This window comes from Streptomyces sp. NPDC037421, from assembly GCF_055602105.1.
In genome coordinates, this window is the sequence record NZ_JBVJWV010000009.1 from 63,783 (window position 1) to 87,413 (window position 23,631).

Here is a 23,631-nt window from a genome sequence, read left to right on the forward strand (position 1 = left end):
GAGAGGAGGACCCGATGACGAGCCAGACCCTGACCGCCGTGCGCGGCCGCATCGACCACACCGCCACGACCGGTGTGCTGCCCGTGCCCGTAACGGCCGCACGGGAGGCCGCGAGACTGCGCGCCACGGGCGAGGCGCACGTGTGGTGGTGGCCGCTCGAAGACCGGGTGGACCAGGCCGACTTCGACCTGCTGGACGAGGTCGAGCAGGTACGCGCCCGCCGCTACCGGGCCGAGAGGGACGCCGCCGCGTTCATCCGGACCCGGGCCGCCGCCCGGCGTGCGATCGGCGCGCTGCTGGGGGTGGAGGCCCGTACGGTGGCCCTCGGCCGCCGCGTCTGCCCGGGCTGCGGAGACCTGGAGCACGGCCCGCCGGCCGTGGCGAGCCCGGCCGTCGGGCTCGCCGTGAGCCTGACCCGCACCAGCGGCTGCGGGGTGCTGGCCCTGCACGCCGGGGACTGGATCGGGGTGGACGTCGAGGCGCTGCGGCCCGTGGAGTCCGGCTCCCTGGCCAATGTGGTGCTCGCGCCGGCGGAGCACGCGTACATCCTGTCGCTGCCCGCCGGACCGGAGCGGACCGCAGCCTTCCACCGGGTGTGGACCCGCAAGGAGGCCGTGCTCAAGGGGGTCGGGCTGGGGCTGCTCGGCATCGACCTCAACGCCTTGGACGTCACCCCCGGCACGCCCGGCCCGGTCGAGGTGGAGCACGGCTACCAGGGCGAGGTCAGCCGCTGGCAGATCGACGACCTCGACCTGGACGGCAACTGGTCGGCCTCCCTGGCCCGCCCGGTCGACGGCTCCCCCCTGGGCCCCGTCCACCGCCACCGCCCGTCCTGACCCCGCCACCAGGCTCCGGGTCCGGATCCCTCCCCCGTGGGGTCCGGGCCCGGTCCGGCCGACCTCCCCGCACGGAGGACCGACCCCATCCCGGAGCTCCCCATGGCCCAGTCCGCCACCCGCACCGCCGACCCGGCCCCCGCCGCCGCGCCCGCCGCCGACCCGGCCCCCGCCGCCGCGCCCGCCCCCGCCCGGCCGGGGCCTCCGCACACCCCCGCACCCGGGGCCGCGGCCGTCACCGGCGGGCTGCTCGCCGTCGCCCTGCTGCTGTGCGCCGGCCCCCTCGCCGGCGGCGCCGTCCAGGAGTTCCTGGACCGGATGGCCGGCGTCTTCGCGCTCGTCGCGCTCTCCGGCTCCGTGACGCTCGGCCTCGCCACCGTCTTCCGCGACGTACTCAGCCCCGCCCAGCGGCAGTTCGCCCAGCTCCTGCACCGCGCGGCCGGCCTGGCCGGCGTCGGCTTCCTGCTCGTCCACATCGGCGTCAAGGTCGCCGGGGAGAAGATCGGCGCGGCCGACGCCGTACTCGGCTGGGGGAGCGGGGACCTCCTGGTCGACCTCGGCACCCTGGCCGCCCAGCTCTTCGTACTCGCCCTGCTCACCGGCCTGTGGCGGGGCGTCTTCGCCACCCGCCGCTGGATCCGCCCGTTCCGCGTCCTGCACGGTCTCGCGTACGCGGGCTGGGCCGCCGGCCTCGTCCACGGACTCGGTGCCGGCCGCACCCCCGCCGGCTGGGTCGTCGCCTGCTACGCCGTGTGCGCCGCCGCCACCCTCGCCGCCCTCGCGTACCGCCTCACCCGCGGCCGCCGCCGCTGACCGTCCCTCCCCGCCGACCGAACGGCCCCGGACCGCACGGTTCCGGCCGGAGGGCACCGCCCCCGGCCGGAAACGCGTGCCCGGGGCCTTCTCGCGTAGAGGGAATATAGACCCGCCCTCAAGGATCGGCGTGTTGCATCCGCCGACTTGGGCGGATGGGGCTGCTGACATACCCCCCTCAAACGCATGGGAAGGACTGGTCGCGCATGCGGACCCAGACGAACAGCCTCCGTGGGCAGAGCAGCACCGGATCCCCCGGGTTCGCGCTGCGCCTGGACGGGGTCGTGAAGGAGTACGGAAAGAGCGGGCGCGGCGTGCGCGCGCTGGACGGAGTCTCGGTCGGCATCGAGCGCGGCTCGTTCACGGCCGTCATGGGACCCTCCGGTTCCGGAAAGTCGACCTTCCTGCACTGCGCGGCCGGCCTCGACAAGCCCTCCAGCGGCAAGGCCTTCATCGGCGACACCGAACTCGGGGGGATGAACGAGACCCAGCTGACGAAGCTGCGCCGCGAGCGCATCGGCTTCGTCTTCCAGGCCTTCAACCTCATCCCGGCCCTGTCGGTACGCCAGAACGTGGAGCTTCCGCTGCGGCTGGCCGGCGAGCGCCTCGACGCGGTCTGGCTGGAGGAGATCCTCACCCGCGTGGGCCTGGGCGGCCGCGCCACGCACCGGCCCGCCGAGCTCTCCGGCGGCCAGCAGCAGCGCGTGGCGATCGCTCGCGCCCTGATCACCCGCCCCGACGTCATCTTCGGTGACGAGCCCACCGGCGCCCTCGACACGGTGACCGCCAAGGAGATCCTCTCCCTGCTGCGGTCCTGCGTCGACGAGACCGGCCAGACCGTGGTCATGGTCACCCACGACCCGGTCGCCGCTTCCTACGCCGACACCGTCCTCTTCCTCGCCGACGGCCGCATCGCCGACCGGATGCACGCCCCCACCGCCGACCGCGTCGCCGACCGCATGACCCACCTGGGAGCGTGGGCCTGATGCTGCGCTATGCCCTGCAGACCCTGCGCGCCCGCAAGGGCGGCTTCATCGGGGCCTTCCTCGCCCTCTTCTGCGCGGCCGCGCTCGTCACGGCCTGCGGCATCCTCCTGGAGACGGGTTTAAGAGGAGAGATCGGCACCGAGCGCTACGCCGGGGCCCCGGTGATCGTCGGCGGTGACCAGAACGTCCACCAGGTCACCGTCAAGAACAAGGGCGACAAGACCAAGACCAAGGAGAAGGAGAAGCCGCTCGGCGAGCGGGTCTGGCTGCCCGCCGACACCGCCACCACCCTCGGCTCGCTGCCGGGCGTCAAGGCCGCGCTGCCCGAGGTCACCTTCCCGGCGTACGCGGTCAGCCCCAAGGGACAGGTCGTCCCGGGCGTCGACGGAAAGCCCTCCTACGGCCACTCCTGGACCTCCGCGGCCCTGACCCCCTTCACCCTGTCCGAGGGCGCCGCCCCGGCCGGCGCCGACGAGGTCGTCGTCGACCGCGAACTCGCCCGCCGGACCGGCGTCAAGCCCGGCACCGAGCTGACCGTCCAGGCCACCGGCTCCCCGCGCAAGTACCGCGTGAGCGGTATCGCGGCCCCCGCCGGGGGCGACCTGGAGCAGCAGACCTCGCTGTTCTTCTCGGACGCCGAGGCCGAGCGGCTCTCGGGCCGCGCCGGACAGGTCGCGGTGGTCGGCGTGCTGGCCAAGCCCGGCGTGTCCACCGCGGACCTCGCCAAGCAGGTCGAGAAGGCCCTCGACGGCACCACCGCCCAGGTGGTCACCGGCGGCGAGCGCGGCCCGGTCGAGTTCCTCGACGCGGCCAAGGCCCGCATCAAGCTGGTCTCCATGGGCGGCGCCATCGGCGGCACCTCGCTGCTCGTCGCGATCCTCGTGGTCGTCGGCACCTTCGCCCTGTCCATCCAGCAGCGCTACCGCGAACTGGCCCTGCTGCGCGCCATCGCGGCGACGCCCAAGCAGGTCCGCCAGCTCATCGGCCGCGAGGCACTGATCGTCGGCGCCCTCGCCGGTGTGCTCGGCTCGGTCACCGGCCTGCCCATCGCCTACTGGCTGCACGGCAAGTTCGTCGGCTTCAAGGCGATCCCCGACACCCTCGAAGTCACCTTCAGCGTCTTCCCGTTCTTCGCGGCGATCGGCGCGGCCCTGCTGGGGGCGTGGGCGGCCGCGAGGATCTCGGCCCGCCGCACCGCCCGCATCCGCCCCGCCGAGGCCCTGTCCGAGGCGGCCATGGAGCAGCGGAACTTCGCCTGGGGCCGGCTCGGCGCCGGCGCCGCGTTCCTGGCCGGCGGTGTCGTCCTGCTCGCGGTCCTCTCGGTGCTGCGCAGCGAGCCGGCGTCCACCCCGGTGACCTTCCTGTCGGTCGTGGTCCTCGCGGTGGCGGTGTCGCTGCTCGGCCCGCTGATCGCCCGGATCGCGGTCGCGGTCCTCGGGGTCCCGCTCAGGGCCTCCCGGGTCGGCGGCTACCTGGCCACCGCCAACGCCCGCGCCAACACCAAGCGGCTGTCCGCGGCCGTCACCCCGCTGGCCCTGCTGATCGGCATGGCCTGCACGGTGTTCTTCGTCCAGACCACGATGGGCGCGGCGGCCTCCGCCCAGGCCAAGGCCGGCAACAAGGCCGACTGGGTCGTCGGCTCGGCCGGCCCCGGTGTGCCCGCGCAGGCCGCGGACAGCCTCCACCGGGTCCCCGGCGTGTCGGCGGTGACCGAGGTCGTACGCACCTCCGTGCGCGTCGGCCTGGAGAAGTACCCGGCGCAGGGCGTGTCCACCCAGGGCCTGACCCAGACCTGGGACCCGGGCGTCAGCGCCGGCACCCTGGACGGGTTCGGACCGCAGTCCGTCGCCCTCAGCGACGTCGCGGCCGACAACCTGGGCAAGAAGCCGGGGGACAAGCTGAAGCTGACCCTCGGCGACGGCACCGAGACCGAGCTGACCGTCGCGGCCGTCTACGACCGCGGGCTCGGCTTCGGCGACCTGACGATGTCCCACGAGCTGGTCGTCAAGCACGTCGACAACCCGCTCGCCTCCTCGCTGCTGGTCAAGACCGCCGGCGAGGGCAAGCCCGGCCGCGCCGAGTTGCAGAAGGCCGTCGGCGCCCTGCCCGGCGTCGGTGTGCTCGACCGCGACCAGGTCGAGGACCTGCAGGCCGAGGTCCAGCAGTCCAACGCCGAGGTCAACTACGTGGCGATGGGACTGATCATCGCCTTCACCGCGATCGCCGTGGTCAACACGCTGGCCATGTCGGTCTCCGACCGGATCCGAGAGTTCGCCCTGCTCCAGCTCGTCGGCACCACCCGCCGGCAGGTGATGGGCATGCTCCGCATCGAGTCCGCCCTGGTGGTCATCATCTCCGCCGTGCTGGGCACGGGCATCGCCTTCGCGGTGCTCACCGCCTTCAGCGTCGGGATGACGGGCTCCGCGTCCCCGTCCATCGACCCCTGGATGTACCTCGGGGTGCTGGGCTTCGCGGCGGTGCTCACCGCCCTGGCCACGCTGGTCCCGGGCCGTCTCGCCCTGGCGGGCCGTCCCGCGGACGTCATCGGCTCGCGCCAGTAGCGGTCGCAACGGCCGGAGGGCCGGCCCCCCTCGTGGGGGCCGGCCCTCCGGCCTTCGGTGCGTGCGGTCCGGTCCTCAGTCGAGCACCGCCCCGCCGCCCCTGCGGTCCACCCGGCTGCGCCGGTGGTCCAGGTGCGCGTACACCCGGTGCAGCCAGCGGTCCTGGCCGTCGTAGCGAGGGGTGAAGGAGGTCCTGCCGTGCACGGCGAGCCGGTTGTCCACCACGGCGAGGTCGCCGACCCGCAGCGCCAGGGCCGACATCGTCCGCATGAGCGCCTCGCGCAGCTCGCCCATGGCGGCCGCGGCCTCGTCGTCCAGCGGGTGCGTCGCGGCGAAGTCCACCAGGATGTTCGGGTCCTCGGGGTCCCCGACCAGGATGGGGTGCGCCGGCGTGACGGAATTCAGGTCGCCGAAGGACGGCGGCGGCTCGGTGAGGAACCGGGGCGCGGCCAGTACCGCGGCCGTGCGCTCGGAAAGCAGCGGAAGCGCCCGCCGTATCGAGGACGTGCACAGCTTCGCGTCGCCCGTCGAATCCTCGCGCACGCAGAGCAGCCCCACGTAGTCGGGCTTGTTGTCATGGAAGGCGTTCTCGACGTGGAGTTCCAGCAGAACCGATCCCGCATTGCTCTGGGAATTCTCGCTCCCCGGCACCGGCACGACGTTCTGCACCAGGGCGCCGGTCTTCTCGCTGCGATAGGCGATGACCTCGCCGAGCTGCAGCATCGCCGCCGTGACCAGGGCCGACGCCACGGCCGGCAGCCGCTCCACGGAACCGGGCACGCCCGGCGTCTCCGGCAGCGGGTCGTTCGCCACCACCGGGACGTTGCGCAGCAGCAGCACCGCGTCCGGGCCGGCGTCGTGCCGGAAGCGGCGCAGCTCGGAGAGGATCCGGCGGGGCAGCATCGCCGAGGCGTCCCGGACGGTGTCCAGCCAGGCCGGCTCGTCGATCAGCGCCGGGCCGGCCTCCAGCACCCCGGTGGCCAGGGCGATCAGCTCGTCGCGCTCGGCGTCCGTGAGGGTGACGGCGTCCGGCGTCGTACCGGTCGCGGGAAGGGTAAGGGTGTGCTCTCGCGTCCTTGGCATGAAAAATTCCTCGGGGTAGATGAGCCTTGACCCGAGTCAGTTTCCGGACGTGCCCTATCACATTCCTATGGAAAACACTCCCGAACGGGCAGCGGAAATAGGTATAGGCGGGACATAGTTGCCCGCCGAATGCTTATGGGGCGGCTTTGTCCCCGGTGAATCAGCCGGTCGGCCGCAGTTCCCGCACCGTTCGACGGGGGAGAAGAAGGGAGGATTTCATGGCATTGAGGGAAGAGGACCCCGCCCATGGCCCGGCGATCGCCGCGGCCGGCGCCCTGGGCGCCCAGGGGGAGGCCCACGTCTGGTGGTGGCGTCCGCCCGAGAACACCGATCCGGCCGACCTGCCGCTGCTGGACACCGAGGAGTTCCGGCGGGCGCTGTCCCTGCCCGCCGAACGCGACGCCGCGGCATTCGTCCGCTCCCGCGCCGCCGCCCGCCGGGCACTCGGGGAACTGTTCCACCTCGAACCCCGGGACATCGCCCTCGGCCGGGACAACTGTCCCGGCTGCGGCGACGGCAGCCACGGTCCGCCCCGGCTGGTCGTCCCGCCGGTGCCGCTCGCCCTCAGCATGAGCCGGACGAACGGCTGCGGGGTCTTCGTACTCGGCGCGGGCGCCGCGATCGGCATCGACGCCGAGGCCCTGCGCCCCGTACGCCGTTCGGCGACCACCGACCCGGACCTGACCCCCGCCGAGCGCGCCCACCTGGCCGCCCTGCCCCAGGGGCCCGAACGGGACGCGGCCTTCCACCGGATCTGGACCCGGAAGGAAGCCGTGGTCAAGGCCACCGGCCTCGGCCTGTCCGGCGTCGAACTCGGCCTGCTGGAAACCCATCCGGCCCGCACCGGACCGGTCCGGATCACCCATACCCACCGCGGCCGCACCAGCGCCTGGACCGTCGAGGACCTCCGGGTCTTCGACGGCGTCGCGGTGGCACTGGCCCGGCCGGCGGGACCCGCCGCGCATGGCCCGGTCCACCACCACACCGACCAGCCGACCGCCACCTGATCCCGCGCACCCGCCACGCACCCGCACGCACCCCGTCCCCGCCCGACCGCCCCGGTACCGCCTCAGCGAAAGGCCCGCAGAGCCATGACCATCGAGTCCTTCTTCCCCGTGGAAGAGCTGATCGCCGCCAACCCCGTCCACGGTCGCCCGGCGTCCCAAGCCCCGGCCGGCACCGGGCTGCTGGGCCTGACCGCCCAGGACCTGGACGACTACTTCACCCGGATCGCGGAGGCCGTCGAGCAGGACGACCCGGGCCCGGCCGCGCGCGGCGGCTGGGAGGAGCGGGAGCGGCTGCGCTTCTCCACCTGGGTCCGCCGGGTCTACGAACACCCGCTCTCGCCCGCCGTCTTCGCGCTCCCCGTCACCCGGCTCATCCGTGAGGTCCAGCTGGGCCAGGCCGCCGAACTCGCGTTCCGCATCGACGTCGGCCGGGCCCGGGCGAAGGCCGCGAAGCCCTCCGCCGAGGTCCGGGCCACCGCCGCCGTCGCGTCCGCCTGGGCCATCGCCGCCGACGCCCTCTCCCAGTCCCCGCGCCCGCCGCGCGAGCGGGTCGTCGCCGACGTGTGGACGATCGTCCGGGAGACCATCGAGCCCGCCCTGCGGCCGGCCGGCACCTTCCAGCCGCGCTCCCACAGCTCCTGGTGAGCGCAGCCCCGTAGGTGCCCGGCCCGCCGCACGCTCACCGCACCGCGGAGGGGAAGGCGTCACGCGTGGTCAGCGAGGCCGCCAGCAGCCGCACCAGGTCATTGCACCGGTACAGCGGCCTGCCCTGGGCGTCCAGCCCGGACAGCTCCATCAGGGCGCCGTCCACCAAGGCGTCCAGGGCAGACTCCGCCTCCTCCTCCGCCGAGCCCAGCACCAGCGCCGCGTACTGGGCGGAGAACGGTTCCCCGTCCCAGTCGGCGAGCCCCGTCAGTGCGGCCAGCTCCGGGCCGCCCACCCGGCGTACGCAGTGCACCAGCGCCTCGCGCACGCTGACGTCCCCGTACGCCAGCTCGGCCAGCCGGCCGTCCGGATCGGCCAGCCGGGCCGCCAGCCGGGCCACCGGCCAGTGCGGCCGGGCCGCGAGCCGGGCCCCGGTCACCGACAGGGCCAGCGGCAGCCCCGCGCAGTACGCGACCAGGTCGTCGGCCGCGTCCGGATCCGCCTCCAGCCGGTCCCGGCCGGCCAGCGAGGCCAGCAGCTCCATCGCCTCGTCGTCGTCGACCGGGGTCAGCGCGGTGGTGTCCGCGCCCGCCACCCGGGCCAGCCGGGCCTGACTGGTGATCAGCACCGCCGCCTCCGGGCCGCCCGGCAGCAGCGGGGCCACCTGCCGGTCGCCCACCGCGCCGTCCAGCACCACCAGCAGCCGGGCGCCCGATGTCCGGGTCCGGTACAGCCGCACCAGCTCCTCCAGGTCCTGCGCGGCGGCCGCCGGCGGCGGCTCCCCGAGGGCGCGCAGCAGCCGCACCAGCACCTCGGCGGGCTCCTTCGGGGCGCCGTCCGGATGGCACAGCTCCACGTACAGCTGCCCGTCCGGGAACCGCGCGGCGCAGTCCTGGGCCGCGCGCACCGCGAGCGCCGTCTTGCCCACCCCGGCCATGCCGGTGATCAGCAGCCGCCGCGGGCGGCCGTCCTCACGGGTCAGCCGCTCGCGCAGCGCGGCCAGTTCGGCCCCGCGGCCGGTGAACTCCCCGTAGGGCGCCGGCAGCGTCGAGGGCGCGGCCCGCCCCGCGGGCGCCGCCGGGGCCGCCGGAGCGCCGTCCGCGGCGGACGCCGGGGGCGCGGCCGAGGCCAGGCCCAGGCCGCCGCCGAGCACCGCCTGGTAGGTGGAGCCCAGCGCCTCGCCCGGGTCCACGCCCAGCTGGTCGGCGAGGACCGCGCGCCCCTCGTAGTAGGTGTGCAGCGCGTCGGCCTGCCGCCCGCAGCGGTACAGGGCCGTCATCAGCTGGGCGCGCAGGCGCTCCCGTACGGGGTGCTCGGCGACCAGCCCGGTCAGCTCGGCGGTCACCTGCTCGTGCCGCCCGACGGCCAGGTCGGCCTCGATCCGGCTCTCCAGCGCGATCATCCGGGCCTCTTCGAGCGGGGGCAGCTCCGCCTCGATCATCTGCTCGGTCGCGTTGGCCAGCGCGGTGCCCCGCCACAGGTCCAGCGCGTCGCGCAGCAGCGCCCCGGCCTCCTCGAAGCGCCGCTCGGCGAGGGCCTCGCGGCCCAGCCGGTCGAGCCGGGTGAACTCGGTCAGGTCGATCCACGCCCCGGGCGCCCGCAGCACGTAGCCGGGCTGGCGCCGGACGATCTCGATCTCCTCGCCGAGGTGCTTGCGCAGCCTGGACATGTACGTGTAGATCTGCGCGCTCGCCGTGGCCGGCGGGTCCCACCCCCACAGGAGCGCGCTGAGCCGTGCATCGGAGACCACGCGTCCCTCGGACAGCAGCAGCGCGGCGAGCACCGTGTGCACCTTCGAACCGGAGAGCGGGATCGTAGCGCCGCCTCCCCGTTTGGCCTCGATCGGCCCGAGCAGCCGGAAGTCCATGCGGCACCCCCTTCTGGTGTGAGCATCCGTTCTGGATTCCAGAAGCTATGCGGGGGCCTTATTGGAGGGTTATCGCTCGCCGTGCGCCTCCCGGCCCGCGGCGATATCCGCAGGCCGGGAGGGTCGCACCGGCTCACACGGGCAGGCCCGTGGGGTCCTTGACGCGCTTCATGATGATCTGGGAGTTGACCTCGGTGACCCCGGAGAGCGCCGTCAGCCGCTCGATCCACAGCCGCTCGTACGCGCGCAGGTCCGCGACGGCGATGCGCAGCAGGCAGCCCGGGCTGCCGAAGAGGCGGTAGGCCTCCACCACGTCGGGGATGTCCTGGAGGGCCGCCTCGAAGGCCTCGACGGCCTCCCGGTCCCGGCGGACCTCCACCGACACCAGCACCTCGAAGCCTCGGCCCACCGCGTCGGGGTCGATCACCGCGCGGTACCCCTGGATCACCCCGTCCTGCTCCAGCTGCCGCACCCGGCGCATGCAGGGGGAGGGGGTCAGGCCCACGCGCTGGGCGAGCTCCTGGTTGCTGAGCCGGCCGTCGCGCTGGAGCTCACGCAAGATTTCACGGTCAATCGCATCCATCACGCAATTATCGCTCAGCTTTTATTACGGTTCGGCTCAAACGCGCAATCGCATTGCGCGTAGATCTCACTATCATTGCCCCCTCCAGAAAATCTGTACGAAGGAAGGGTGGCCATGGGGCGCATCGTCGTCATCAGCACCGGCGGGACGATAGCCAGCCGGTGGATGGGCTCGGGCTTCGCCGCCGAGGCGGACGGCCGCGAGGTCATGGCCACCGCGCCGCTGCCCGAGGGCGTCAGCGTCGACGTCGTCGACCTGTTCAGCGTGAACAGCCCCCGCCTCACCACCGCCCACCAGCTCACCCTGCTGCGCACCGTCCACGAGGTCCTCGCCGACCCCGGCGTCGACGGCATCGTCGTCACCCACGGCACCGACACCCTGGAGGAGTCGGCCTTCCTGGTCGACCTGCACCACCACGACGCGCGCAGCGTCGTCTTCACCGGCTCGCAGCTCCCCATGGGCTCCGCCGACGGCGACGGCCCCGGCAACCTCTACGACGCCCTCCTCACCGCCGCGACCACGCGCGGGCTGGGCGTCCTGATCACCTTCGCCGGCCGGGTCCACGCCGCCCGCGGCACCGTGAAGACCCAGGCCGTGGCCCTGGACGCCTTCGCGGACCCCTCGAAGGAACTGCTCGGCAAGATCGGCTTCGGCAAGGTCGCCGTGCTCCGCCACCCCGAGCGCCCGGCCCCCCTCGCCCTGCCCGCCATGCCGGAGCTGCCGCCGCGCGTCGACATGGTCATGCACCACGCCGACGCCGACCCGCTGCTGCTGAACGCCGCCGTCGACGCCGGCGCCCAGGGCATCGTCCTCATCGGCACCGGCGCCGGCAACGCCACCCCCGAGATCGTCGAAGCGGTACGGGCCGCCGTCGCCCGGGGCGTCCTCGTCGCCCTGACCACGCGGGTCGCCGCCGGCCCGGTCACCGAGATCTACACGCACGGTGGCGCGGTCGACCTCGTCGCCGCCGGCGCCGTCCCCACCGGCACGCTCCGCGCCGGCCAGGCCCGCATCGCCGTCCTCGCGGCCCTGCTGTCCGCCACCGACCCGGCCGCCCGCACCCGGGCCCTGCACGCGGCCCTGGGTACGCCGGACCCGGTGCTGGTCGACGCGTAGGGTTTCGCGGCGCACGACTCCGGGCCCCATAGGATCCTCGCAACGGACACGACGTCGTGGGGGGACGCGGACATGGAGCCCGGGATCATCGGCATGCGGATCGCCTCGGCGGCCATCGGCCCGCTCGTCAGGCAGCTCTTCGTCACGGAAGGCCCCGGCGCGGGCCTGGTCGACAAGCCGATCAGGATCTCCGGGTACGTCTCCTTCACCGGCGAGAAGCGCACCCTGACACAGTCCGACCTGCGGGCTCTGGCGGCGAAACTGGTCCGGCGGGCCCTGCGCACGGGCGAACGCCCCATCGCGGCCGACGAACAACAGTCCGTCGCCGACGCCCTCGCCACCACGCTGCACGCCCTCGGCGACCTCACGATCAGCGACGTGGACGCGGTCCGGCTGGGCCCCGCCGCGTTCGCCCGCGCGCTACGGGACGCCGCCGGCCGTCCGGAGCGCGAACTGACGTCGGACGCCACCTACTTCTACGAGCGCCTGCTCGACGCCGCCTGCCTGCACATCCTGAACTTCTTCACGCAACGCTCGACCTTCGTCCCCCACGCCCTGGTGTCCCAGACCCGGGGCATCGCCGAGCTGACGGCCAAGGTGGACGAACTCATCCGCCGCGACCCCCTTCCGGGGGCGGAGGACGCCGCGTTCGAGGAGCTGTACCTCCCGTACGTGGCCCGCAGGCACGCGAAGCTCACCATCTACGGCATCGACCTGGGCAACACCCCGAACCGGTGGCCGCTGGACGCGGCGTACCTGAGCCTGGAGGTGGCCAGGTCGTGGAAGCCGGAGGAGCACCCCGAGGGCTGGACCGTCGACGAGACGGACGGGATCGCCCGTGCCACGGGCGACAGCGTCAAGGCTCTGGAGACCCTGAGGGAGTACCTCCACGCCGTCGCCACACAGCCGGCGGACCAGGCCCTCGCCAACACTCCTCGGGTCCTGCTGCGGGGTGAGGCCGGTTCCGGCAAGACCACCCTCGTGCAGTGGCTGGCCGTCTCCGCCGCCCGCCAGGACTTCCCGCCGCAGATGTCGTACCTGGACGACCGCATCCCCTTCGTACTGCCCCTGCGCACCCTGACCCGCCACGGCGACCGGCTCCCCGAGCCGCGGGATTTCCTCACCGCCGCAGGCTGCCCGCTCGGCGGGAGCCAGCCCGACGGCTGGGCGCACCGGGTGCTGGCCTCCGGACGGGCCCTGGTCCTGATCGACGGCATCGACGAGGTCCCCGAGCGCGAGCGTGAACGCACCCGCACCTGGCTGCGGGACCTCATGGACCTGTACGACGGAGACAACCGCTGGCTCGTCACCTCCCGCCCCTCCGCCGTCGGCATGGACTGGCTGGCGGAGGACGGCTTCGCCGAGATGACCCTGTCCCCGATGGGTCCGGCCGAGGCCGCCACGTTCATCCGGCGCTGGCACGCGGCGGCCCGCCGGGGCACGGACGAGGACGAGGAGCTGGAAGCGTACGAGGCCCAGCTCCTCACCTCCGTACGCGTCAAGGCCGACCTCGGCCGGCTCGCCACCAACCCGCTGATGTGCGGGTTGATCTGCGCCCTCCACCGGGACCGGCGAGGCTTCCTCCCGCACGGCCGCAGGGACCTCTACGAGGCCGCGCTCTCCATGCTGCTCAGCCGCCGTGACCGCGAGCGCGACATGCGCCTCCCGGACCTCCGGGAAGAGCCGCAGCTCGACCTGCTCCAGCGGCTCGCGTACTGGCTGATCAAGAACGGCCGTACGGAGATGGACCGTTCACGGGCCGAGGACATCATCGCCCGCGCTCTCCCCGCCGTCCCGGAGGCGGCGGCGCTGGGCGACGCACCCGTGGTGTTCGAGCACTTCCTCCAGCGCAGCGGCCTGCTCCGTGAACCGGCCCCCGGCACCGTGGACTTCGTCCACCGCACCTTCCAGGATTTCCTCGGCGCCCGGGCCGCCGTCGAGGACGGTGACTTCGGGCTGCTCACCGCTCACGCTGCCGACGACCAGTGGGAGGACGTCATTCGCATGGCGGTCGCCCTCGCGCGTCCCGCCGAACGCGTGGCGATCTTCCGTGACCTGCTGGACCTCGGCGACCGCTCCACCGACCGGCGCGTGAAGGCGCGCGTCTACCTCCTGGCAGCGGCCTGCCTGGAGCACGCCACCACGCTCGCCCCCGAGACGCGACGGGAGGTGGAGGCGCGCACCGAGACCCTCATCCCGCCGCAGGACGAGGACGAAGCGCGAGCCCTCGCCGAGGTCGGTCCCCTGATCCTGGGCCTTCTGCCCGGCCCGGCGGACCTCGGCGACATGGACGCGTACCACACGGTCATCGCGGCCTCGCACGTCACCTCGGAAGCAGCGATCCCCTTCCTCGCGCAGTTCGCCCAGCACCACTTCCGCGAGGTGCGTTCCCAGATCATGCGGAGCTGGTACCGGTTCGACAGCGCCGACTACGCCGAGCAGGTCATCGCACACCTGGACCCGGACGGCCTCCTCTACACCGTCAGGTCCGACGATCACCTCCGCCAGCTCGACCGTCTCGGACTGGACGTGTGCCAACTGGACGTCAGGAGGGGCGTCTCACCGGAGGCGCTGACGTCCTACCTCGGCCATCGGAGCCCCAGGCGCATCGTGTTCCAAGGCGCGGACCTCTCCGACCTGGGCTTCCTGGCAGGCCAGTCCGCTCTGACGGAGGTCGGCATCAGCCAGTGCGCGGAGCTGAAGGACCTTTCCGCCCTCAGCGGGCTGAAGGTCCGGGAGCTCAGCATTTTCGACGCGTCCCCGGATCTCGACCTGCGGGCGCTCACGGGGTTGCGGGAGCTCGACACGCTCATTCTGGAGGTCTCGGCGTTCGGTGCCTTTCCCGCGGACGTGACGCTGCCGGACCTCGTCGACCTGTTCCTCGACTGCCGGCCCGGAGAGAGGGGGCTCCAGGGGGCCGTGCGACGCATCCCCGCACTCTTCCCCGGGCTGGAGCGGTGCGCGCTCTTCGGCGACGTCACCGCGGAGGGGGACCTCGACGTCACCGCGCTCGCAGGACTGGCCGGCCTGGTGGCGCTCACCGTGGAAACGAGCCCCGACCGCATCCGCGGTGCCGACCGGCTGCCGCGTTCCGTGAAGCTGGCAATCCTCCGGGAGCAGCACCCCCTGCCCGACGAAGCGGACGGGCCCGCCTCCGCATGACACGGCGACGGGCCCGGTCAGGGCACGGGCTCAGCCCCCGAACGCCCCCAGGATCCGGTCCGCCGCCGAGGTCGCGGTGACCGTACCGGTGCGGACGGCGGCCTCCAGGCCAGGGGCCAGCTCCCGCACCGCCGGGTTCGACCGGAGCCGCTCCAGCAGCTCGTCACGGACCATCGCCCAGGTCCACTCCACCTGCTGCGCCGCCCGCTTGGCGGCCAGCCGGCCGCCCGTCTCCAGGACCGTACGGTGCTGTTCCAGGCGGTTCCAGACCTCGTCCAGGCCCGCCGACTCCCGCGCGCTGCACGTCAGCACCGGCGGGGTCCACGCCGCGTCCGCCGGGTGCATCAGACGCAGCGCGCCCGACAGCTCCCGGGCGGCGGCCTTCGCGTCGCGCTCGTGCGGGCCGTCCGCCTTGTTCACCGCGAGGACGTCCGCCAGTTCCAGGACGCCCTTCTTGATGCCCTGGAGCTGGTCGCCCGTACGGGCCAGGGAGAGGAGCAGGAACGAGTCCACCATCCCCGCCACCGTGGTCTCCGACTGGCCCACGCCGACCGTCTCGACGAGGACCACGTCGTAGCCCGCCGCCTCCATCACGATCATCGACTCGCGCGTGGCCTTCGCGACCCCGCCCAGCGTGCCGGCCGAGGGGGAGGGGCGCACGAAGGCCGCCGGGTCGACCGCGAGCCGCTCCATCCGGGTCTTGTCACCCAGGATGGAGCCGCCCGTGCGCGTGGACGAGGGGTCCACCGCGAGGACCGCGACCCGGTGCCCGAGGCCCGTCAGCATCGAGCCGAACGCGTCGATGAAGGTGGACTTGCCCACCCCCGGCACCCCGCTGATGCCGATCCGGCGCGCCTTGCCCGTGTGGGGCAGGAGTTCCGTCAGCAGCCGCTGGGCCAGGGTGCGGTGGTCCGCCCGGGTGGACTCGACGAGGGTGATGGCGCGCGCGATGTGCGCGCGCTTCCCGTCGAGCACGCCCTTCACGTACACGTCGATGTCGATCTTCGGGGGCATACCCGGCGCCGCCTACAGCTCGTGGCCCAGGTCCGCGGCCAGCCGCGTCACCAGGTCGTGGGCCGCGTCCGGGATGACCGTGCCCGGCGGGAAGACCGCCGTCGCACCCATCTCCAGCAGCGTCGGGACGTCCGCCGGCGGGATCACACCGCCCACCACGATCATGATGTCCTCGCGCCCCTCCTCCGCCAGCTGCTCGCGCAGCGCCGGTACGAGGGTCAGGTGGCCGGCCGCCAGTGACGAGACGCCCACCACGTGGACGTCCGCCTCCACGGCCTGGCGGGCCACCTCCGCGGGGGTCTGGAACAGCGGGCCGACGTCCACGTCGAAGCCCAGGTCGGCGAAGGCCGTCGCGATGACCTTCTGACCGCGGTCGTGGCCGTCCTGGCCCATCTTCGCGACCAGGATGCGCGGACGGCGGCCCTCCGCCTCCTCGAACCGGTCGACGAGCGCACGGGTGCGCTCCACGGACGGGGACTCGCCTGCTTCGGTGCGGTACACACCCGAGATCGTACGGATCTGGCTCGCGTGCCGCCCGTACACCTTCTCCAGTGCGTCGGAGATCTCACCGACGGTCGCCTTGGCCCGCGCCGCGTCCACCGCCAGCGCCAGCAGGTTGCCCTCCAGACCCTGGCCGGCACCGCGCTCGGCCGCGTTCGTCAGCGCCCGCAGCGCGTCCTGCGTACGGGCCTCGTCGCGCTCCTCGCGCAGCCGCCGCAGCTTGGCGATCTGCTGGGCGCGCACCGAGGAGTTGTCCACGACGAGGACGTCGATCTGCTCGTCGTTCTCCACCCGGTACTTGTTCACGCCGATCACCGGCTGCCGGCCGGAGTCGATCCGCGCCTGCGTACGGGCGGCGGCCTCCTCCACGCGCAGCTTCGGGATGCCCGCGTCGATGGCCTGCGCCATGCCGCCGGCCGCCTCGACCTCCTGGATGTGCTGCCAGGCCCGGCGCGCCAGGTCGTACGTCAGCTTCTCCACGTACGCGCTGCCGCCCCACGGGTCGATCGACCGGCAGGTCCCCGACTCCTGCTGGAGCAGCAGCTGGGTGTTGCGGGCGATGCGCGCCGAGAAGTCCGTCGGCAGCGCGAGGGCCTCGTCGAGGGCGTTGGTGTGCAGCGACTGCGTGTGGCCCTGGGTGGCCGCCATCGCCTCGATGCACGTGCGCGTGACGTTGTTGAAGACGTCCTGCGCCGTGAGCGACCAGCCCGAGGTCTGCGAATGGGTGCGCAGGGAGAGGGACTTGGCGTTCTTCGGATCGAACTGCTTGACCAGCTTCGCCCACAGCAGGCGGGCGGCGCGCAGCTTCGCGACCTCCATGAAGAAGTTCATGCCGATCGCCCAGAAGAACGACAGGCGCGGCGCGAACGCGTCCACGTCCAGCCCGGCGCCCTGACCGGCCCGCAGGTACTCCACGCCGTCCGCGAGGGTGTACGCCAGCTCCAGGTCCGCCGTGGCCCCCGCCTCCTGGATGTGGTACCCGGAGATCGAGATGGAGTTGTAGCGCGGCATCTTCTGCGAGGTGAAGGAGAAGATGTCCGAGATGATCCGCATCGAGGGCTTCGGCGGATAGATGTAGGTGTTGCGGACCATGAACTCCTTGAGGATGTCGTTCTGGATGGTCCCGGCGAGCTTGTCGGGCGAGACGCCCTGCTCCTCCGCCGCCACGATGTAGAGCGCGAGGACCGGCAGCACCGCGCCGTTCATCGTCATCGACACCGACATCTTGTCCAGCGGGATCCCGTCGAACAGCTGCCGCATGTCGTAGATCGAGTCGATCGCCACGCCCGCCATGCCGACGTCGCCCGTCACGCGCGGGTGGTCGCTGTCGTAGCCGCGGTGCGTCGGCAGGTCGAAGGCGACCGACAGGCCCTTCTGTCCGGACGCCAGGTTGCGCCGGTAGAAGGCGTTGGACTCCTCGGCCGTGGAGAAACCGGCGTACTGCCGGATCGTCCAGGGCTGGTTCACGTACATCGTCGGGTACGGGCCGCGCAGGTACGGGGCCACACCCGGGTAGGTCTGGAGGAAGTCCAGGCCCTCCAGGTCCCGGCCCGTGTACAGCGGCTGTACGCCGATGCCCTCGGGCGTCTCCCACAGCAGGTCGGCGGGGGTGGTGCCGGTGGACTCCTTCACCGCGGCACGCCACTGGTCCTGGGTGGCGCCGCTCGGGGCAGCGCCGAGGGCGAGCTCGGAGAAATCGGGGATGCTGCTCACTGCGCGACTCCCATCCGGTCGAGTACGGAGGACAGCACGGCGACCGCGTCGCAGCCGGCGAATACGTACTCGTCCACGGCGTCGGCGCAGGTGCCGGGCTTGCCCGCGAGGAACACGGTCGTCGCGCCGGCCCCGCGCAGGGCGGCTGCCACCGCCGCGGCCTGCTCCTCGTACAGCGCGTCACTGGAGCACAGCACCGCCACGCCGTCCGCGCCGCTCGCCGCGTACGCCTCGGCGGCGTTCGCCGCGTCGACGGACACCGGGTCGTGCACGGGCTCGATTCCGCCCGCCTGGAAGAGGTTCGAGGCGAAGGTGGCCCGTGCGGTGTGCGCGGAGGCCGGGCCGAGGGCGGCGAGGAAGATCCGCGGCCGGGTGCCGGCGGCCTCCAGGTGCGCGTCACTGCGGGCGCGCAGCGCCTCGTACGCCTCGTCGCGCCGCACCCGCGGCAGACCGCCGGACGGGGCGGCGGGGGCCGCCTCCCGGACGAGGGGCTTCTCCGACAGCAGCGGGAACTCGCTGACGCCGGTGACCGGTTCGCGGCGGGTGGCCAGCTTCTTCGAGCGCGCCGCCCAGGTGGCCGCGAGCCGCTCCGCGACCAGCCCGGAGCGCAGCGCGGCGGCCTGGCCGCCCGCGCGCTCGACGGTCTGGAAGAACTCCCACGCGGCGCGGGCGAGTTCGTCGGTGAGCTGCTCCACGTAGTAGGAGCCGCCGGCCGGGTCGATCACCCGGGCCAGGTGCGACTCCTCCAGGAGGACGGTCGAGGTGTTGCGGGCGATCCGGCGCGCGAAGGCGTCCGGCAGGCCGAGCTCGCTGTCGAAGGGGAGCACGGTGACGGAGTCCGCGCCGCCCACACCGGCCGCCATGCAGGCGACGGTGGTCCGCAGCATGTTCACCCACGGGTCGCGGCGGGTCATCATCACCGGCGAGGTGACGGCGTGCTGCCGCTGGGCGCCCGCCTCCGGGGTGCCGCATGCCTCGGCGATCCGGGCCCACAGGCGGCGGGCGGCGCGCAGCTTGGCGATGGTCAGGAACTGGTCGGCGGTCGCCGAGTAGCGGAACTCCAGCTGCCCGAAGGCGGCTTCGGTGCCGAGGCCGGCCTCCGTCAGGGCGCGCAGGTACGCGACCCCGGTGGCCAGGGACAGCCCGAGCTCCTCGGCCGCCGAGCCGCCGGCCTCGTGGTACGGCAGCGCGTCGACGGTCAGCGCGCGCACGCCCGGCCAGGACGCGGCCGCCTCGCGGGCGATCTCGGCGGCGGGGGCGGTGTCCAGGGCCTCGCCGGTGCGGGCCTCGTGGCCCAGCGGGTCGATGCCGAGCGCGGCGCGGGCGGCGTCGGGGGACACCTCGCGCTCCGCGTACAGGGCGAGCAACGCGCGTGCGGCGTCGGCGTAGTCGGCGCCGGCGTCAAGGGTGACCGGGGCGAGGTCGAGGTAGACGTCCTTCAGGGCGCGGCCCAGGCCTTCGGCGGGGATGCCCTGTCGGCCGACGGTCAGCCAGAGGGAGGTGGTGCCGTTCTCCAGGTCGGCGAGGGCCGCCTCGTTGACCCGTACCGGATCACTGCCCGCGAGGCGCTGGCGCACGTCCCAGCCCGAGGCGCTGTTGCCCTCGGGGGTCCCGCCCCGCACGAAGGGCGCGAACCCGGGGAAGCCGGTGTCGGGGCCGTCCGCGGCGGGGGCGCCCGCGTCGGGGCGCGCCGTGTACAGCGGGCGGGTGATGAGCCCGTCCTCGAGTTTGGTGGACAGTGCTGCTTCCGCTGCCTCGCCGGTGACTTCCTTGCCCGACTTGCGCAGTACGCCCTCGACGAGGCGTTGCCACTGCTCATGTGTCGCGTCAGGAAATTCGGCGGCCAGGGAGAGCCCGTCGTCAGGCAGGACCGTCATGGCTCGAATGCTAGGGGTGGCTACTCGGCGGTTGCCATAACCACCGGATGTGATCTCGCCCTCTCAGATGAGCTCTGGGGTGGGGGGTGGGGTCGGGTGGGGTGGGGCGGGGGGTTGGGCGGGGCTTGGGGCGGGGGCCGCCGGATCTCGGAACAGGGGGCCCAGCAGGACCGTCGCGGCGGCCTGGGGTAGTACGGCCGGGCCGGCGTGCGGGGCGACGATCCGCGCGGGGTCGTCGCACACGCGGGACCTTTCCAGGGCGGCGGCGCGGATCTCGTCGAGGTACCCCTCGTGCAGGACGCTGGAGAGTTCGGTGACGACCATGACCGCCGGGTTGAACACGTCGAGGAGGAGGGCCGCGGCCCGCCCGACGTCCCGGGCGCGCTCGCGCAGCAGGCGGTCCGCACGGGGGTCCCCGGCCGCGGCGGCGTCGGCCAGCAGCGGCACCGACGGGTCGGGGACGATCCCGCGCCGCACGGCCTCGATGCCGAGCGCGGTGTCGGAGGCGGCCGCCTGGAGGCACCCCGTACGGCCGCACGCGCAGGCGGCGCCGGATCCGGGCACGGGGAGGTGGGCGACGTCGCCGGCGGCGGAGCCCGGGCCCTGGTGGACGGTGCCCTCGATGCCGAACGCGGCGTCGACGACGTTGCCGATGAAGAGGTGGACGAGGCTGCGGCGGGCCGCCGGGTGCCCGAACAGGATCTCGGCGGCGGCGACGGCCCGGGCGTGGTTGTCGACGCGTACGGGGAGCTTGAGGGCGGCGCCGAGCTCGTCGGCGAGGGGGCGGTCGTGCCAGCCGAGTGCGGGATGGCGCACGACGGTCCCGGTGTCGGGGCGGACCCAGCCGCCGAGCGCGGCGCCGAGGCCGAGGAGGGGGCGGCCGGTGTCGGACTCGCGGAGGAAGGCGCGGAGTCCGGCGGCGATGCGGGCGGGGTCGTTCCGCCCGGCGTGGTGGGGGAGGTGGGGGAGGGAGCGGCGGGCCAGGGTCCGGCCGCGCAGGTCGACGAGGCTGAAGGTGGAGGCGGGCACCCCGATGTGCAGCCCGGCGGCGACCGGTCCGCCGACCGCCCCGGTGTGCAGGTCGAGCGGCACCCGCGGCCGCCCGGACCCGGCATGCGGTGAGGGCCCGGGCAGCTCGCGCAGCAGCCCGGCCCGCAGCAGCCCGGTGGCCTGTCGCGACACCGCGGCGGGGCTCAGGCCGCACAGGGCCGAGATCCCGCTGCGGGCGACGGGCCCGTGATCCAGCACGGTCCGCAACACGGCGGCGGCATTGGCGGCGCCCCGGCTGTCGCCGGCCATTCTCGTCATGCCCTGATGATGCCGGGGTGGGGGTGGGGGAGTGGGTGGGGGTGGGGGTGGGGGTGGGGGTGTCTTGCCTGGGCGGTGTCCGGGAGGGCTCGGGGGTTTCCCGGCAGTCCCATCGTCCTTCCGTGTCGTGCCGGTCCCTCAAGGGCGCTCCCTTCGGTCGCGTCACTGCGTGATCGCCTTCGGCGACCCTTGACCGACCGACCCGCCCCGGAAAGACAAAGGACTGCCGGGAAACCCCCAAAGGAACGGCACGGTCCATGGTCGGAGGGACGGCTCTCTCGGCGATGAGGCGAGGGGCCGGGGGCCGGCCCGCCGGGCGTCCGGGCCCGTATGGGCCTGGTTCCGGGGCAGGCGCCCGGCTGCCTGCACCAAATGTTGACCGGATGCCCCTGCGGAGCACCCAGGCGCAGCAGATCGCTACGCGCTCCTCATCGCTCGGCGTCCGCGGTCCGTCTGGGGCTGATGCCCGCACTTCCAGCCTCGCCGGCGTTGAGGCGCGAGAGTCCGGGGGCGGAGCCCCGGTGGGGTCCGGACGGAGCCCGGGGAACGGGCGAAGGGCGGGTAGGGGACCGCCCCGCGCAGCGGCACACCGGCCACCGACGCGGAGCGACATGGCGGGGGCGTTGCGGCGCCGTGAAATCCGGCCAGGTGTTTTCGGCCGCTCGGCGGGGAGAAGCCCCAGGTCAGCGCCCCTGTGGCAGGGCTCCGCCGGGGGGCGGGGCGGGGGTTGACCCCGTGCGGCGGCGCTGACAGGCTCCGAGCCATGACCGCGAACGCGCACCTCGCCCCGCGGCTCCACACCTCCGGCCCCTGTACCGCGCCGGACAGGTGTCCGGGCCGCTGTCCGGCCCTTCTCGGGGCCTGAGCCCCCGACCCGCCGGCCCCTGGCCGCCCCGTACCCCCGCCGCGTGATCGCCGCCGGGCCCGGGGTGTCGCCCCGGCCGCTCCCGCAACACCGTCCCGCCGTGCACCGGCGTACCCGCCGGGTCCGGGACCTCTCCTGCGCCCATTTCTTCCGCTGCGGAAATAAATACCGAGGAGCCCTCATGGCCACTGCCACTGCCACCACCGTCACGAAGATCGGCGGCCGCATCGGCGCCGAGATCGGCGGCGTACGCCTCGGCGGCGAGCTCGCTGCCGAGACCGTCGCCGAGGTCAGGGCCGCCCTGCTCGCCCACAAGGTCGTCTTCTTCCGCGGCCAGGACCACCTCGACGAGGCCTCCCACGAGGCCTTCGCCCAGCTGCTCGGGACGCCCGTCGCGCACCCCACCGTGCCCTCCGCGGACGGGCGGTACGCCCTCGGCATCGACTCCCACCACGGCGCCCGCGCCAACCAGTGGCACACCGACGTGACCTTCGTCCCGGCCTACCCCGCGTTCTCGATCCTGAGGGCCGTCACCATCCCCCCGTACGGCGGCGACACCCTCTGGGCCAACACCGCCACCGCCTACTCCCACCTGCCCGAGCCGCTGCGGGCGCTCGCCGACGGGCTGCGCGCCGTGCACTCCAACGAGTACGACTACGCCGCCCTGAAGCCGGGCGCCCTCCCCGAGGCCCTCGCCCAGTACCGCGAGGTGTTCACCTCCACCAAGTTCCTCACCGAGCACCCGCTGGTCCGCGTCCACCCCGAGACCGGCGAGCGGACCCTGCTCCTCGGCAACTTCGTGCAGCGGATCCAGGGCCTGACCGGCCGGGACTCGCGGGTCCTGGTGGACCTCTTCCAGGCGCACATCGAGAGCCCCGAGAACACCGTGCGGTGGCAGTGGCAGGCCGGTGACGTCGCGATCTGGGACAACCGTGCCACCCAGCACTACGGCGTCGACGACTCCGACGACCACGAGCGCACCCTGCGCCGCGTCACCGTCGACGGCGACGTCCCCGTCGGGCCCGACGGGGTGCCCTCCCGTCTGGTCAGCCCCGAGAGCGTTCCCGAGCCGTCCTTCGGCATCGCCTCCGGAGCCTCGGCCTCCGCCTGACCCCCACCGCCCCAGAACGGAGTACGCCGTGCCGCCCAAGCTGCTCGCCCTCACCGGCAGCCCCTCCGCCCACTCCCGCACCGAGGTCGTCGCCGACCACGTGCTGCGGCGCCTGGCCCACGCCGGGTTCGAGACCGCCCACCTGCCCGTACGCACCCTCCCCGCCGCCGACCTGCTGTCCGCCCGGCGCGGCGAGCCGGAGATCCGCCGCGCCCTGGAGGCCGTCGCCGAAGCGGATGGCCTGGTCATCGCGACGCCGGTCTACAAGGCCTCGTACACCGGGCTGCTCAAGGCCTTCCTCGACCTGCTCCCGCAGGACGGCCTGGCCGGGAAGACCGTCCTGCCGCTGGCCACTGGCGGCAGCCTCGCCCACGTCCTGACCATCGACTACGCCCTGCGCCCGGTGCTCGCCGCACTCGGCGCCCGGCACGTCACCGCCGGGCGCTTCGTCCTGGACTCCTCCGTCGAGCGCGGAGCCGGCCCCGACCGGCTGCGCCCCGAGGCGGAACTGGACCTCTTCCAGGCCGTCGACGAGTTCGCCGACGCGTTCCCCGCCCTCACCACCGTCCCGTAACCCAAGGAT

The 23,631-nt window shown here is 73.7% G+C and carries 17 protein-coding genes; 10 read left to right on the forward strand and 7 right to left on the reverse strand.

Translation table 11 applies throughout. The features are described from left to right. Positions 1-14: 14 nt before the first annotated feature. From ACZ7IF_RS15825 to ACZ7IF_RS15840, 4 genes are all read left to right on the forward strand, one after another. Positions 15-836, forward strand: a complete 822-nt coding sequence (locus tag ACZ7IF_RS15825; protein ID WP_470970702.1) for a 4'-phosphopantetheinyl transferase superfamily protein — start codon at positions 15-17, stop codon at positions 834-836. A 102-nt stretch (positions 837-938) separates the two neighbouring features. Continuing rightward, positions 939-1,649, forward strand: a complete 711-nt coding sequence (locus tag ACZ7IF_RS15830) for a hypothetical protein (RefSeq protein WP_470970708.1) — start codon at positions 939-941, stop codon at positions 1,647-1,649. Between the two features lie 206 nt (positions 1,650-1,855). Further along, positions 1,856-2,635: an ABC transporter ATP-binding protein gene (locus ACZ7IF_RS15835; RefSeq protein ID WP_470970714.1), complete on the forward strand. Its 780-nt coding sequence runs from the start codon at positions 1,856-1,858 to the stop codon at positions 2,633-2,635. After that, entirely contained in the window at positions 2,635-5,196 is a 2,562-nt protein-coding gene (locus tag ACZ7IF_RS15840; protein ID WP_470970717.1) for an FtsX-like permease family protein, read from the forward strand. Before ACZ7IF_RS15835 ends, ACZ7IF_RS15840 begins: the two co-directional genes overlap by 1 nt. Positions 5,197-5,271: 75 nt before the next feature. On the opposite strand, the gene ACZ7IF_RS15845 is transcribed toward ACZ7IF_RS15840, so the two are convergent. Next, the gene (locus ACZ7IF_RS15845) at positions 5,272-6,279 is read right to left on the reverse strand and encodes a TauD/TfdA family dioxygenase (RefSeq protein WP_470970721.1); all 1,008 of its coding nucleotides are present in this window, start codon (positions 6,277-6,279) and stop codon (positions 5,272-5,274) included. A gap of 218 nt (positions 6,280-6,497) precedes the next feature. Here ACZ7IF_RS15845 and ACZ7IF_RS15850 point away from each other — a divergent pair, with 218 nt between their 5' ends. After that, positions 6,498-7,286, forward strand: coding sequence for a 4'-phosphopantetheinyl transferase family protein (locus ACZ7IF_RS15850; RefSeq protein WP_470970724.1), 789 nt, complete (start codon positions 6,498-6,500; stop codon positions 7,284-7,286). 84 nt (positions 7,287-7,370) lie between these two features. Then, on the forward strand, positions 7,371-7,931 hold the full coding sequence (locus ACZ7IF_RS15855) for a hypothetical protein (RefSeq protein WP_470970730.1): 561 nt from the start codon (positions 7,371-7,373) through the stop codon (positions 7,929-7,931). A gap of 34 nt (positions 7,932-7,965) precedes the next feature. Here the strand turns inward: ACZ7IF_RS15855 and ACZ7IF_RS15860 are convergent, their stop codons facing one another. Both ACZ7IF_RS15860 and ACZ7IF_RS15865 read right to left on the reverse strand, forming a co-directional pair. Continuing rightward, positions 7,966-9,798: an AfsR/SARP family transcriptional regulator gene (locus ACZ7IF_RS15860; protein WP_470970736.1), complete on the reverse strand. Its 1,833-nt coding sequence runs from the start codon at positions 9,796-9,798 to the stop codon at positions 7,966-7,968. 133 nt (positions 9,799-9,931) lie between these two features. Beyond that, positions 9,932-10,381 (reverse strand): Lrp/AsnC family transcriptional regulator, encoded by a 450-nt coding sequence (locus tag ACZ7IF_RS15865; RefSeq protein ID WP_469114618.1) that lies wholly within the window; start codon positions 10,379-10,381, stop codon positions 9,932-9,934. A gap of 114 nt (positions 10,382-10,495) precedes the next feature. On the opposite strand from ACZ7IF_RS15865, the gene ACZ7IF_RS15870 reads away from it, so the two are divergent. Further along, complete coding sequence (locus ACZ7IF_RS15870; protein WP_470970746.1) at positions 10,496-11,497, forward strand: asparaginase; 1,002 nt, start codon at positions 10,496-10,498, stop codon at positions 11,495-11,497. Positions 11,498-11,569: 72 nt separating this feature from the next. Then, complete coding sequence (locus ACZ7IF_RS15875; protein ID WP_470970754.1) at positions 11,570-14,659, forward strand: NACHT domain-containing protein; 3,090 nt, start codon at positions 11,570-11,572, stop codon at positions 14,657-14,659. 30 nt (positions 14,660-14,689) lie between these two features. On the opposite strand, the gene meaB is transcribed toward ACZ7IF_RS15875, so the two are convergent. The 4 genes from meaB to ACZ7IF_RS15895 all read right to left on the reverse strand — a co-directional run bounded on the left by meaB (position 14,690) and on the right by ACZ7IF_RS15895 (position 21,072). Beyond that, positions 14,690-15,673, reverse strand: a complete 984-nt coding sequence (gene meaB, locus ACZ7IF_RS15880) for a methylmalonyl Co-A mutase-associated GTPase MeaB (protein WP_470970761.1) — start codon at positions 15,671-15,673, stop codon at positions 14,690-14,692. A gap of 12 nt (positions 15,674-15,685) precedes the next feature. Then, a complete protein-coding gene (gene scpA / locus ACZ7IF_RS15885) occupies positions 15,686-17,887 on the reverse strand; it encodes a methylmalonyl-CoA mutase (RefSeq protein ID WP_470970767.1) in 2,202 nt (733 codons plus the stop codon). Further along, complete coding sequence (gene mutA, locus ACZ7IF_RS15890) at positions 17,884-19,764, reverse strand: methylmalonyl-CoA mutase small subunit (protein ID WP_470970774.1); 1,881 nt, start codon at positions 19,762-19,764, stop codon at positions 17,884-17,886. The genes scpA and mutA overlap by 4 nt, the downstream gene beginning before the upstream one ends. 63 nt (positions 19,765-19,827) lie before the next feature. Further along, a complete protein-coding gene (locus ACZ7IF_RS15895; RefSeq protein ID WP_470970781.1) occupies positions 19,828-21,072 on the reverse strand; it encodes an ROK family protein in 1,245 nt (414 codons plus the stop codon). Between the two features lie 1,046 nt (positions 21,073-22,118). Here ACZ7IF_RS15895 and ACZ7IF_RS15900 point away from each other — a divergent pair. Then, positions 22,119-23,048, forward strand: a complete 930-nt coding sequence (locus ACZ7IF_RS15900; protein WP_470970788.1) for a TauD/TfdA dioxygenase family protein — start codon at positions 22,119-22,121, stop codon at positions 23,046-23,048. A gap of 28 nt (positions 23,049-23,076) precedes the next feature. Beyond that, positions 23,077-23,622, forward strand: a complete 546-nt coding sequence (ssuE, locus tag ACZ7IF_RS15905) for an NADPH-dependent FMN reductase (protein ID WP_470970796.1) — start codon at positions 23,077-23,079, stop codon at positions 23,620-23,622. Positions 23,623-23,631 lie beyond the last annotated feature (9 nt).